12 protein-coding genes are annotated in these 12,003 nt (G+C 58.8%); 8 read left to right on the top strand and 4 right to left on the bottom strand.

Annotation, left to right across the window (positions count from 1 at the left end; translation table 11 throughout):
• Positions 1–97: 97 nt before the first annotated feature.
• From ACFOKF_RS23130 to ACFOKF_RS23120, 3 genes are read left to right on the top strand one after another with little or no spacing between them, the layout of a single operon-like run.
• Positions 98–706, top strand: a complete 609-nt coding sequence (locus ACFOKF_RS23130; RefSeq protein WP_380798945.1) for a flavodoxin family protein — start codon at positions 98–100, stop codon at positions 704–706.
• 34 nt (positions 707–740) lie between these two features.
• Positions 741–1,349: a DedA family protein gene (locus tag ACFOKF_RS23125; RefSeq protein WP_380798944.1), complete on the top strand. Its 609-nt coding sequence runs from the start codon at positions 741–743 to the stop codon at positions 1,347–1,349.
• Complete coding sequence (locus ACFOKF_RS23120; RefSeq protein ID WP_380798943.1) at positions 1,342–1,869, top strand: MgtC/SapB family protein; 528 nt, start codon at positions 1,342–1,344, stop codon at positions 1,867–1,869. The genes ACFOKF_RS23125 and ACFOKF_RS23120 overlap by 8 nt, the downstream gene beginning before the upstream one ends.
• Positions 1,870–2,393: 524 nt before the next feature.
• On the opposite strand, the gene ACFOKF_RS23115 is transcribed toward ACFOKF_RS23120, so the two are convergent.
• The 4 genes from ACFOKF_RS23115 to ACFOKF_RS23100 all read right to left on the bottom strand — a co-directional run bounded on the left by ACFOKF_RS23115 (position 2,394) and on the right by ACFOKF_RS23100 (position 7,011).
• The gene (locus ACFOKF_RS23115) at positions 2,394–2,885 is read right to left on the bottom strand and encodes an AAA family ATPase (protein WP_380798941.1); all 492 of its coding nucleotides are present in this window, start codon (positions 2,883–2,885) and stop codon (positions 2,394–2,396) included.
• A gap of 814 nt (positions 2,886–3,699) precedes the next feature.
• A complete protein-coding gene (locus ACFOKF_RS23110; protein ID WP_380798940.1) occupies positions 3,700–4,257 on the bottom strand; it encodes a type 1 glutamine amidotransferase domain-containing protein in 558 nt (185 codons plus the stop codon).
• Positions 4,258–4,278: 21 nt separating this feature from the next.
• On the bottom strand, positions 4,279–4,815 hold the full coding sequence (locus ACFOKF_RS23105; RefSeq protein WP_380798939.1) for a hemerythrin domain-containing protein: 537 nt from the start codon (positions 4,813–4,815) through the stop codon (positions 4,279–4,281).
• 36 nt (positions 4,816–4,851) lie between these two features.
• Positions 4,852–7,011 carry a catalase gene (locus ACFOKF_RS23100; RefSeq protein ID WP_380798938.1) on the bottom strand — a complete coding sequence of 720 codons (2,160 nt, stop codon included), beginning with the start codon at positions 7,009–7,011 and terminating at the stop codon, positions 4,852–4,854.
• Between the two features lie 299 nt (positions 7,012–7,310).
• Between ACFOKF_RS23100 and ACFOKF_RS23095 the strand changes: the two genes are divergently transcribed.
• From ACFOKF_RS23095 to istB, 5 genes are all read left to right on the top strand, one after another.
• Positions 7,311–7,499: a hypothetical protein gene (locus ACFOKF_RS23095; RefSeq protein ID WP_093087388.1), complete on the top strand. Its 189-nt coding sequence runs from the start codon at positions 7,311–7,313 to the stop codon at positions 7,497–7,499.
• A gap of 322 nt (positions 7,500–7,821) precedes the next feature.
• Positions 7,822–8,154, top strand: a complete 333-nt coding sequence (locus ACFOKF_RS23090; protein ID WP_380798936.1) for a hypothetical protein — start codon at positions 7,822–7,824, stop codon at positions 8,152–8,154.
• A gap of 1,041 nt (positions 8,155–9,195) precedes the next feature.
• Positions 9,196–9,489: a hypothetical protein gene (locus ACFOKF_RS23085; RefSeq protein ID WP_380798935.1), complete on the top strand. Its 294-nt coding sequence runs from the start codon at positions 9,196–9,198 to the stop codon at positions 9,487–9,489.
• A 126-nt stretch (positions 9,490–9,615) separates the two neighbouring features.
• Positions 9,616–11,118, top strand: coding sequence for an IS21 family transposase (istA, locus tag ACFOKF_RS23080; protein WP_380799335.1), 1,503 nt, complete (start codon positions 9,616–9,618; stop codon positions 11,116–11,118).
• Complete coding sequence (gene istB, locus ACFOKF_RS23075; protein WP_380798881.1) at positions 11,115–11,960, top strand: IS21-like element helper ATPase IstB; 846 nt, start codon at positions 11,115–11,117, stop codon at positions 11,958–11,960. Before istA ends, istB begins: the two co-directional genes overlap by 4 nt.
• Positions 11,961–12,003 lie beyond the last annotated feature (43 nt).

Here is a 12,003-nt window from a genome sequence, read left to right as displayed (position 1 = left end):
TCCTTTGAAGGCAGAACCCTTTTCCCGCCGATGAGTTCTCCTGTCTGTAAACGGGTGATCGCATGCCTGCGGCAGCCGACACCAAAGGAGACGATCGATGCCACTCAAGGCCCTGGCTCTCAATTGCACGCTTAAAAGTGACGCGAACGAGGCAAGCTCTACCGACGCGATGATCGCGGTGTTGAAACAGGCATTTTCCGACCGTCAGGTCACGATTACCGAGACGGTGCGGGTGGCGGCGCTCGATACCAAAGCCGGCGTGACATCCGACGAAGGTGACGGCGATGCCTGGCCTGCGCTGCGCAAGAAAATAGTTGCGCACGACATCCTTATTATCGGCGGCCCGATCTGGATGGGGCAGATTTCCAGCGTCGCCAAGCGCGTGCTGGAGCGGATGGATGCATTCCTGTCCGAGACGGATGAGCAGGGAAGGATGCCGAGCTATGGCAAGGTCGCGGTGGCTGCGATTGTTGGCAATGAGGACGGCGCGCACTTCTCATCCGCCCAGCTTTTCCAGGCCTTGAACGACGTAGGCTGGACCATTCCAGCGGTCGCGGCATGCTATTGGGTCGGGGAGGCGATGGGCTCCACGGATTTCAAGGATCTGGCAACGACGCCGGACAAGGTGACGGAAACTGCAAAGATGGTGGCTGGTAACGCCGCCCATCTGGCCGGCTTGCTGCAGAAAAGTCCCTATCCCGGCTAAGTCGAAAACTTAATCATCTTCGGGATAGCGGCATATGACGGAATGGATCACAACCATTGTCGAGCAGATGGGGTATTGGGCCATCGCGCTGCTCATGCTCCTCGAGAATGTCTTTCCTCCCATACCCTCCGAAGTCATCATGCCCCTGGCGGGCTACACTGCAGCTAACGGCGGCCTCAACATCATGCTTGTCATCATGTCTGGCACGATAGGGACGGTAAATGGCGCCGCCTTCTGGTGGTGGTTGGCAAGCAAATGTGGCGAACTTCGATTGAAAAAACTGGCTGACCGCCATGGGCGCTGGCTGACCTTGTCGGCCAGCGATATTGATAAGATCGACGACTGGTTTGATCGACACGGCTCATGGGCTATTCCCGTCGCCCACGTCATTCCCGGTCTGCGCACGCTGATCTCGATTCCGGCAGGCCTGTTCGGCACCACTTTCCCACGGTTTATCATTTTGACTATCTCGGGATCAGCTGTGTGGACCAGTGTCCTTGCAGGCGCCGGATATTTTCTCGGCCGACAATTTTCGGCCGTCGATCACTATCTCGGGCCTGCTGGCCTGGCGATCATGGCGGCAGTCCTGCTATATTACCTCTACCGCGTCATCACCTTTAAGCCGAGTGCCGGAAATGCTTGAGGACGATCTTCCCGTCACCCTCATGAGGCTCGGGCTCGCAACGTTTCTGGGCCTCGTTCTGGGGTTCGAACGCGAACGCCACGGCCATGACGCAGGCCTGCGGACACATGGTCTTGTTGCGCTGAGCTCAGGCATGCTCACCTTGTCTGCCCTCGAACTTGTGGAGCAGCATGGAGAGGGCGACCCTGTCCGTGTCATACAAGGGCTTGCCCAGGCTATCGGCTTTATCGCCGGGGGCCTGATCTTTGTGCGCGGCGGTGATGTGCGCAACATGACAACCGCCGCCAGTCTCTGGATGGCAGCGGCCGTGGGCATAACGGCCGGTGCTGGGCAATATATTCTGGTCTTGGCCGGCACGGGCCTTGCTCTCTTGCTGCTAGTCGCTGCCAGCCTCGTTGAACGCATATTGCCAAAAAATGATAGTTTGCGAGATAGTGAGAAAACGGTGCAAATGCCGAATCGGCGTGGCTCTGCTGCACCGCCGCCTCCGCCCGCTCAGCTTAGCGAAGACGAAAAATAGAAATAGCTCCAAGAGCATTTCAGCAGGCTTAGGCTTTCAGCGTCGGGCGCGTTCCGCCTGTGGAATCCCGCCCAAGCGCGTAAATGAAATGGCTGATGGCGAGAGCCACCCCCATCGCCCTTTTTGAGCGGCAGGAAGCAATACTGCTCAATAAAAATGGACTGCCAGCTAACGGCCAGTCTCAAGCCTCCCGGTAGGTAAAGCGGACCGGCCGCATCGGGGGACGGAAAATTACGGCTCAGGGTCCGGGAAGTGTGCCCGCCGAAGCCATAGCGGCGCGTCCCTGATCGGTCGGCTTCGGGTTTGATGATCGGATTTCGTCATCAAAGCTATTTGATGTAGGCCAATCGACTTTTGGCTATCATCAAATATGCTGGAGGTGAGTAGATGATCATCAAGAATGAGGCTGCCAGGGCTTCATAGGATCGGGAGCTAAACGTACCCCTCCTATCTCCAAGCGCACCTATCCGCCCATCACCCTCTCCCAGCGCGCGCGCTTGGCGTAGCTGGGAGAGGATAGGTCGTTAGGCTCGATGCAGAACGACGTCGAACCCTTCCTCGGGCGCTGGCGGGACGAAATGCTTGGTGAATAATGCAAAATCATCATCACTCACGGTAAATTCGTGCGTACCGTCGCTGTTTCGCCGACTTAACCGGGATTTGCAGACTTCATCTGGTACGTCGAGGTAATGGAGCTGGTGCCCACACCTTGCCTCTTCAAACAAGGAGCGCATCCATGCCCGGATTACAGGTGTGTTTGCAGGAAAATCCAATACCACGGAAAGTCCTGACCGTAGCAGATCAATGAGATGTCCGCTCATTACATCTCGTAAACGTGTGGCGTTGCGAACATAATCGGCGAGAGAATTTTGCTCGCCAGGGAATAAGTGAGCCAGCCAATAATCTTCTATGACCACGACCGTATGGGGTTGCTTTCCCAAGGCGCTAGTAAGCGTGGATTTTCCAGCAGCGATTTTGCCGCACACAAGGTGCAGCGTTGGTTTTTCCAAAGACATTTCCAATCACCTTTGCAGATGCACGCAGCATCATGTCATTCACAAAGCGGATGGGCCCGGCCTGACGCGTCAAGCCGGGTCGTTAATTCGTCCGCTGATTGCAGTGGCGATGTGAATCACAAACGGCATGGCTTCGGGATGCCACTCTTCCTGTCGGCAGTCCAGTATGTCCAGCATGTTGCGGATTCCCGACTGGGAAGATGCAACAGGAGGCTGGTAGAGAGACCGTATTCATAGAGTCTGCAACATTTTTTCATAATGGCAGCTATCTTAACTCCATGCTGCAAAGCTGGCAGTCTCCTGCGGCTAGATGTACGCGGACGGCCCGCTAGCACCGCGCTTAATCCAGCCATTCAACTTCGATGATCGCAGATCGCAAAGCGGACATTCGGCGTGTGAGCAGAGCTGGGAGACACGGCCACTTCGACAGGGCGAAGAAGCCGCGCCCGGATGGGTGACGGGCGTCGACTAAGAAACCCAGAATAGGGTTGCTGCCTCGTCGGCTGCGATCGTCTTGCCCTCAACTTTGGATGAGCAAGCGATACGAAGCGGGATGCATAATATCTCCTTAGGGTCTCGCGGTGTCCCGGTCTTTTTCGGGATAGTCTTCAGGCGTCACGGTACCCACATTAGGTCGATCCTCGACCTTCTCCTGCGGCTGTGCGCCGCCCGTCCGCGGGTCCGCCTTCTCACGACCGGGCAGCGTATCACCGCCTGGCCCGCGAGGGGTTTCAGAATCCTCGCGGGGGTCTACTTTGTCGCTCATTGTTCATCTCCAGTTGATGCGCTTTTACCATCATCCGGCTGGTTGGCCTTATCTCGCACGTTCGTTCGCCAACGCAAACGCTTCGACCAGCTTCGCACAGAAGGCGGGCAGGTCATCGGGCTTGCGGCTGGTGATTATGCCCTCATCAACCTCAACTTCCCGATCGACCCAGTTTCCGCCAGCATTTTCGATGTCGGTGCGCAGAGTCGGATAGGATGTGATCGTGCGATCTTCCAGCACGGCTGCCTCGACCAGCAGCCACGGACCATGACAGATCGCGCCTACAGGCTTTTTCTGCGCCACGAAGTCGCGCACCAGCGCCACCGTTTCGCGGCTGGCCCGCAATTTGTCAGCGCCGACCGTGCCCCCGGGAATGATGATGCCGTCAAAATCATTGGCCGTTACATCCTGCACCACCTTGTCCACGGCATAGGCGTTACCGGGTTCGAGATCATGATTGTTGGTTTGCGCCGCGCCGCTTTCGAGGCTGACGACAGTGATGCGTCCACCCGCCGCCATGATCGCGTCACGCGGCTGGACGAATTCCGGTTCCTCGGTGCCCTTGGGGGCGATCAGGATAGCGATGGATTTGCCTTCCAGGGTCATGATAGTCTCCTATTTATGGGTCTATGCGAGGCTGGCGCCGTAACGCGTCGTTTCCTCGCGATAGCGTTGCGTCATGTGAGCCTGCACATGAGCCGGCAGTTCCTCATGCAACTTGAGGAAGCGGCTGCCTTCCTCCTCATAGACATGGTGCGCGACTGCGCCGCGCAGTTGGCCGAGCTTGTCGACCCAGTCCTGAGAGAGGGGATCGAGCGCCTCCAGGAGTGCGACCTGCACTTTGGCGGCCTGCTGCTCCTGATAGCTCATGCCCATTGGGCCTTTGTGCTCATGCGAAAGTTGCGGATAGATCACCGCTTCCTCCGCCATCGAATGGCCGGTCAGCAGCGCGCCCAGCTCCTTCAGAGCAGCGGTGCGATCGGTTGCACCGGTCGCGGCCTCCGCCTTGTCGAAGGCATCGTCGATCTGTTCATGATGAGTGAGGATTTGGTCGAGCCAGTCGCCGCTAACGGCGGTCTGCCGCGCCTCCTCCCGTGCCTTGGCCCGCGCTTCTGAACTTTCAGGCGGCGTCACCGCCGCGATAAGCTTGTCCATTACCGACATTAAGGGTCTTCTTGTAATAGACTGACATGTCTCCGCTTAGTTCGGCTGCGCGGCAAGGAAGCCAGCCGCGTCCAGGTCGACCTTATACTCTCGATCCCAAAGCCGCAGCGCGGCACAGTTCTGAAGGAACCGCTTCACGCTGTCCGCATCGGTCAGGGCGATCAGCCCCTCGTCCATGTCCGCCTCGCCGATACCTGCCGCGTCGATTAGCGGTAGTGCATCTTCGGTGTAGCCGATGAACTTTGCATGGGCGTAAGCATCGCTGACGAAGTCTTTTGCGGTTTTGTCCTGCGCCAATTGCGCCGCGCCATCGGGGGCCAGCATCAGGACGACCGCGTCATAGAGAACGGATGGTCCGCCATCGATCTTTTGTTTCGCCTCCACCAGACTTCCGTCATCCAGCGTGGCGCCGGCAATTTTTGGCGCGATAATTTCGTAAACGGCCCCCGCCGTCTCGACACCCGCCACGAGAGTCTTCAGCAATTTGGCCGGGGCCTCGTCGCTGACCACTATGCCGAGCTTTCGGCCGGCGAAGCTCTCGGGCCCCCGCGCCACAATGCTAAGCGCGGGCGAAGGTGGAAGGTCGGTGCGAGTGGGCACCGCCGCCTGCGCCGGCTCGGGGAGTTTCGGCAGCCCAAGGCCACCCGCGACTACGGTCGCCAGCGTTTCGTCGATGTGGCGCAGATGGCCGACGATCCGCTCGCGAATGTCCACGCGCTCGCATTTCGACAATTCGAACACCAATGCGTCACCGATATGTTTCTGCTCGATCGGCGCTTGGCTGATGAAGAATTGGCGGGCCTGGCTGTAATGGTCGGCGAAACTGGCGGATCGGACCTGCGCCTTTGGCCCATTTACCTCTTCGCCAAAATGACGATAGCCGCTCTTCGGGTCGGCGCGCGGATTATGCTCGTTCGCGGCCCAGCTATTGGGTTCATAATTGACGCGGCCTTTGGGGTTGCGCATCGCCATATGCCCATCCTGCTGGAAATTATGGATTGGGCACCCTTTGGGCGCGTTGATCGGGATATGGGTAAAGTTCGGGCCACCAAGGCGTTTTAGCTGCGTATCGAGGTAGGAGAAGTTGCGGCCCTGAAGCAGCGGATCGTTAGAGAATCCAATGCCGGGCACGACATTTTGTGTACAGAAAGCGACCTGTTCGGTTTCGGCGAAGAAATTGTCGACATGATTGTCAAGTACGAAGCTGCCAATGATCCGGACCGGCACCTGCTCCTCAGGGATGATCTTGGTGGGATCGAGCACATCGAACTCGAACCGCTCGGCGAAGTCATCGTCGAAAATCTGGACGCCAAAGTCCCATTCCGGCGGACTGCCCAGATCAATTGCGTCCCACAGGTCACGACGGTGGAAGTCGGGATCCGCTCCGTTGATCTTGACCGCTTCGTTCCAAAGGACCGATTGCAAGCCCTGCCGGGGCTTGAAGTGGAATTTGACGAAGACGCCCTTTCCATCGGCATTTATCAGACGGAAGCTGTGAACCCCGAAGCCTTCCATAAAGCGAAAAGAGCGCGGGATCGCCCGGTCCGACATGGTCCACATGATCATGTGCATGGATTCAGGCGTCAGGCTAATGAAATCCCAGAAATTGTCATGTGCAGTCTGCGCCTGCGGAAAGCCGCGATCCGGCTCCTGCTTTGCGGCGTGCACTAGGTCGGGGAATTTGATGGCATCCTGGATAAAGAAGACCGGAATATTGTTGCCGACAATATCCCAATTGCCCTCCTTGGTATAGAATTTGGCGGCAAAGCCGCGCACGTCTCGCGCCAAGTCGAATGAGCCCTTATTCCCTGCGACTGTCGAGAAGCGCACGAACATGGGCGTCGTCTCGCCCACCTCGGTCAGGATTTTGGCTGTGGTGAATTCTTCCAGGCTTTCAGCTAGCGTGAAGGTGCCATGCACGCCGAAGCCCCGGGCATGGACAACGCGCTCTGGAATGCGCTCATGGTCGAAATGGAAGAGCTTTTCGCGAAGGTGAAAGTCATCGAGCAGTGTCGGACCACGCTCCCCGGCCCTTAGGCTGTTCTGGTCGTCGGCTATCGGCACACCCTGCTGGGTCGTCAGGACCGTGCCATCGCCGCCGGGCAGCTGATGCAGTTCGCCCCCATTGCCAACATGCGTTTCGAATGTGCCGGCTTGCGCCGCTGCGCCCGTGTCCTGTCCAATCTTGCGCTTCATGCAACACCCTCCTTATCTGGATTACCATGTGGGCTATCAGGCGGAAGCGCTCGGGCGTCCGCTGGGCAAGGAAGCGCGCAAGGCCGGCGATGTTCCGCGCAAAACAACAGCGATTAATTTGTATCAGTCAGTTTCCTGGTAGCAGGCCTCGTATGGGCGATCCGTCCAATGGACCGTGCGCCTTTTTTGTACGAGCGAGCCCCCAACGAAATAGCTCCTGATCCAGATTAGTCGGCAATGAAATGCCGGAACAAGGCACTGGCCGGGCCGTTGCCCTATCTCAAGCACAGGAGAGAGACATGGTGGATGAAACGCGCGAAGGCGAAGAGAATCGCGATGTCCGAGATGACGAGATAGAGCAAATCGCGGAAGAGGCCGACGGTACCGATAGAGACGTAGATGTTGACGATGAGGACGACATCGACGCGCTTGAGGATGCTCAGAAAGACGCTGCCGAGAAGCGAGAAGCAGAGGGTGGATATCAGTAAGGAGGTTGGCCGTGTCAATATGACGCTCTCGCGTCGCTTAGTGATGTTGAACTTGTGGCGGCTTGGGATGCAGTTGAGGACTACTCTTCCCTGACGCAATTTGAGATCGCCATCTTTTTGGAGATGGCATCGCGTGACCTATGCGTTTGATCGTGTCCGCAGTTGGCACGCTATCTATCCCCTCAAGATCGCTACGATAATGAGTCTGAGGCTTTAACCAGATGGCGTTTCGCTCTGACGATGCGCACATCCGGTTCTCGAGCATCGCTCAGCTGGACGCTGGACACAAAATTCTCCACGAAGCAATGGAGTGCTGATCAAAATGAGCAAGGATGAACCCAAAGCGTTCGCACCGCCAGCCTATGACGGCGATCAGAAGGCCATCAACGGGAGCCTCGGTGTCACGCCGCTCAATAGGCCTTCTGTCCATGATCGGGGAAAGCGCGCCGAGCCCGGCTCCGGACCCGTCGTTGGCAGTGGCACCGGCGCAGGTGGTAGCTACGACGGAAATGAAGACTATGATGAGGACAGCGCCGGGGGCGGTGGCGCAACTTCGGCCCGAACCGATCCGTCGAGATCAAACAGTGCCGTGAAAGGAGACGCCTCTGGCGAGGCACAGGAGCCCAGCTTGCCTCCCGACACGACGTCCTTGTAATCGGCAGCTCTACGTTGCGCTGAACCCCAAATTCATGGCGCAAGTGCATCGACGATTTTTCTGCGCTATCTTTTTGTTGGGTTTGGCACGTCCGTCTGCAGACCCGCAATCTGCGGGTCGGCATCGGCTATGCTTTGAGGGGCGTCAGGATGTGATGGCTCTCACAACTACCTGCTCACCCCTCCTGGCAGCGCTTGGCGAAATCAGGCACCATAATTTATGGTAAAGTCTATTTGTCCGCAGGGCGTCGCGGACCCGGGACGGATCACCTCGTTCCAGCGCCTCGAAAGATGCGTGCATTTCGGCCAACCGCGAAGAAAAGTCGAGCCGACGTGTTATGCTACCCATGCGACAACAGGATGCATAATGTTCGCATAGGCCTTTCCATCAGGGTATGGATTTATCTGGAAGAATGAATGGCCGTCAGGTCGCCGAATGGCGGCCAAGTGGGGCCGTCCCAAACTCAGAATTTCGTTCGGCCCCGGCTATTCGAACAAATGCCCTAATCGGTTGCGGATGGCTGGAGTATAACATGCACATGATCGCCAAGCCCTTCCGTATCTACGCGATCGTAATAAGGTTCATGAGATAATAGACCGAGCGGATGAACTAAACCGAATGCGTGGCAGCCGATCAGCAGTAAGCCAAGCTGATCCTGAAAGCGGTCGCTAAGCGCGCGTCTTCCGTCTTTGGTTAGACCTGGACTTTTTGCCGCTGGTGGAACCTGCGACATCGTCGCGCAGTTAGCAGCCCACCTGTAGGAGAGGCGTGCTAGGATGGAAGAGAAAAGAAAGGGTCAGAACCCGGAGGCAGATCAGCGGAGGGTCGGGACGGGCGAGCTCTATGAGCAAGCCGCGCCAAAATCCAGCGCTCCTGCATCTGATAAGGAACGGGCCATAATCGAAGCTGCGCGTGAGCGTGCAGATCGCGATCGAGTGGCCTTGCGGGCAACCGGGCATGGCGATCATCAGGGCGAAGAAGGATTTTGATCCGGCTTATTATTAAGACTGCTCCGGTCGATTTTCGTGCGGCGGCGGGGCAATGAGCGTAGCTCTGGGGATTGGCGCGACCGCACTCATGCTGCTCGACGCGCTGCAGAACGGCGATTTGCTTTATCTGGCTGATGACGAGCAGGAAGCCGAAGCGGTGGCAGATGCTCTCATGTCCTTTGCGCCTGACGATCATGTCGTCTTTCTTCCATCGAGCGACACCTTGCCGGGTGACGGTGCGCCTTCGACTCCTTCGAATATAGGGAAACGTGTCGCCGCCTTGCTGCCGCGCGACAATCAGGATGAGAGAGCAGCGTCAATCAAGATGAGAATCGCCACCTGCTGATCCGGCGTAGGGCGTAGCCCGGAGCCGGATCAGCAGGTGGCGATTGCGCCCTTTCTGGGGGCGTTTCTGGTGGTTGCGGCCGGTCAGGTACTCAGAGGCATAACTTCGAGAGAGGGGATGCCGCGGATGCCGGGCCGCCACGTCAACGATCATCAGATGAGGCTCTACATGAAGTTCCGACATACCCATGCCGTGCCGGTGGCCGCTGCAAAGGCCGGGATCAGCACGGCGACAGCCTATCGCATTGAGGGAGATCCTCGGCTTCCATCCCAGAAACAGGCCCAGCGAGAGCGGCGGCGCCCGGATCCGTTAGCCGGGATATTCGAGGAAGAGGTCGTGCCCTTGCTTCAGGCGGCGCCTGGCATCAGGGTGGTTGCCATTTTCGAGGAGATGCTGCGCCGGCATCCTGATCTCGATGCGGGCATCCGACGAACATTGGAGCGACGTATCCGGGCGTGGCGGGCCATTCATGGCCCTGAACAGGAAGTGATCTTCCGACAGACGCATGAACCAGGACGGCTCGGCCTGTCGGACTTCACCGAGATGAAGGATGAGGAGGTAACGGTCGCTGGCGTGCCGCTCGACCATCGCCTCTACCATTTCCGTCTGATGTGGTCGGGCTTCGAACACGCCCATGTCATTCTGGGCGGCGAGAGCTATGTCGCTTTGGCCGAGGGGCTGCAAAACGCCCTGTGGGCCGTCGGCGGCGCCCCGACCGAGCATCGCAGCGACAGCCTGTCGGCCGCGTTCCGTAACCTGGATGCCGACGCCCGGCAGGATCTGACGCTGCGCTATGACGCCCTGTGCGAACATTATGGCATGACGCCGACGCGCAACAACCGCGGCATTGCCCATGAGAATGGCGGGATCGAGAGCCCGCACGGGCATTTGAAGGCGGCTATAAAGGACGCGCTGCTGATGCGCGGATCGCGGGACTTCGATGATCTGGCGAGTTACCGGCACTTCATCGACGAGGTCGTCAGCCGCAAGAACCGCCGCAATGGCCCGCGCATCGACGCCGAGCGTGCGGTATTGCAGCCGCTGCCTGGCGCGCGCACCAGCGATTATGAGGAGACGATCGTCACGGTCACCTCGAGCAGCAGCTTCACCCTTCGCAAGGTGTTCTACACCGTGCCCTCACGGCTGATCGGACACAGGCTACGGGTCCGGCTTTACGATGACCGGCTCGATCTCTTCATCGGCGGCACCCACCTGATGACGTTGCGGCGCGGACGGTCCTTCAACAATGGCGCCCACGGCCATGTGGTCGATTATCGGCACGTCATCCATAGCCTGCGGCGCAAACCCATGGCGCTCCTGAAGCTGGTCTATCGTGACCAGCTGTTCCCAAGGGAGCCGTATCATCAGACCTTTGACCGGCTCATCGCCGCGTTGCCCGAACGGACCGCTTGCCGGCAGATGGTAGAGCTGTTGGCAATGGCGCACGAAAGAGCCTGCGAAGCGGAACTCGCGGAACTGCTGGCCGCTGACGTGGCTGCCGATCGTCTCCCTGACATGGATGCCTTGCGGAAACGCTTTGCTCCAGATCCAGCGGCGCTTCCCGATGTGGTGGTGGAACTGGTCCCCCTTGCCACCTACGATGTTCTCCTGACGGGAGAAGCCGCATGAGCCGGAACGCACCCGCTATCGACGCCCAGCGCCTGAGCCTCATCCTCAACGACCTGCGCCTGCCGGCGATCAAACTGGTCTGGTCCGACTTCACCACGCGGGCCGATAAGGAAGGCTGGCCTGGCGCCCGTCTGCTCGCGGCGCTCGCCGAGCATGAGATCGCAGAACGGGATCGTCGCCGGATCGAAAGGCATCTGGGCGAAGCCCGCCTGCCACCGGGCAAGACCCTCGACAGCTTCGCCTTCGACGCGGTGCCGATGATCTCGCGCGCCCAGGTCACAGCGCTGTGTTCCGGCGATGGCTGGCTCGAAAAAGGCGCCAACCTCATCCTGTTCGGTCCACCGGGCGGGGGTAAAACCCATCTGGCAGCGGCAATCGGTCTCGCGCTGATCGAAAATGGCTGGCGTGTCCTGTTCACTCGCACCTCCGATCTGGTCCAGAAACTTCAGGTCGCCCGCCGCGAACTGGCGCTCGAGGCCGCGATCGCCAAGCTCGACAAATATCATCTGCTGGTCCTCGACGACCTCGCATATGTGACCAAGGATCAGGCCGAAACGTCCGTCCTGTTCGAGCTGATCAGCGCGCGGTACGAACGGCGCTCCACGCTCATCACCGCCAACCAGCCCTTCGGTGAATGGAACCGGGTCTTCCCCGATCCCGCCATGACGCTCGCCGCCGTGGACCGCCTTGTGCATCACGCGACGATCTTCGAAATGAACGTCGAGAGCTACCGCCGCCGCTCGGCGATCCAGCGACAATCACGCGCTGGCCGGCCAGCGACCTTCGCGACAATCAAGTCCACCGAGGAAATGTCGCGCAGCGACAATCAAACCTGCGAGTAGCGCTTGCCAGCGTCAATCAAAGCAGGCACCACATGAACACCGC

The sequence above is a fragment of the Sphingobium rhizovicinum genome, assembly GCF_042647625.1.
Classification (GTDB): domain Bacteria; phylum Pseudomonadota; class Alphaproteobacteria; order Sphingomonadales; family Sphingomonadaceae; genus Sphingobium; species Sphingobium rhizovicinum.
Note: the sequence above shows the minus strand (reverse complement) of the source record. Positions and strands in the feature narration are given on the sequence as shown.

Bases quoted from the DNA above. Each gene is read 5' to 3' on its own strand.
- ACFOKF_RS23130 (WP_380798945.1), top strand. From the start codon at position 98: ATGCCACTCAAGGCCCTGGCTCTCAATTGCACGCTTAAAAGTGACGCG.
- ACFOKF_RS23125 (WP_380798944.1), top strand. From the start codon at position 741: ATGACGGAATGGATCACAACCATTGTCGAGCAGATGGGGTATTGGGCC.
- ACFOKF_RS23120 (WP_380798943.1), top strand. From the start codon at position 1,342: ATGCTTGAGGACGATCTTCCCGTCACCCTCATGAGGCTCGGGCTCGCA.
- ACFOKF_RS23115 (WP_380798941.1), bottom strand. From the start codon at position 2,885: ATGTCTTTGGAAAAACCAACGCTGCACCTTGTGTGCGGCAAAATCGCT.
- ACFOKF_RS23110 (WP_380798940.1), bottom strand. From the start codon at position 4,257: ATGACCCTGGAAGGCAAATCCATCGCTATCCTGATCGCCCCCAAGGGC.
- ACFOKF_RS23105 (WP_380798939.1), bottom strand. From the start codon at position 4,815: ATGTCGGTAATGGACAAGCTTATCGCGGCGGTGACGCCGCCTGAAAGT.
- ACFOKF_RS23100 (WP_380798938.1), bottom strand. From the start codon at position 7,011: ATGAAGCGCAAGATTGGACAGGACACGGGCGCAGCGGCGCAAGCCGGC.
- ACFOKF_RS23095 (WP_093087388.1), top strand. From the start codon at position 7,311: ATGGTGGATGAAACGCGCGAAGGCGAAGAGAATCGCGATGTCCGAGAT.
- ACFOKF_RS23090 (WP_380798936.1), top strand. From the start codon at position 7,822: ATGAGCAAGGATGAACCCAAAGCGTTCGCACCGCCAGCCTATGACGGC.
- ACFOKF_RS23085 (WP_380798935.1), top strand. From the start codon at position 9,196: ATGAGCGTAGCTCTGGGGATTGGCGCGACCGCACTCATGCTGCTCGAC.
- istA (WP_380799335.1), top strand. From the start codon at position 9,616: ATGCCGGGCCGCCACGTCAACGATCATCAGATGAGGCTCTACATGAAG.
- istB (WP_380798881.1), top strand. From the start codon at position 11,115: ATGAGCCGGAACGCACCCGCTATCGACGCCCAGCGCCTGAGCCTCATC.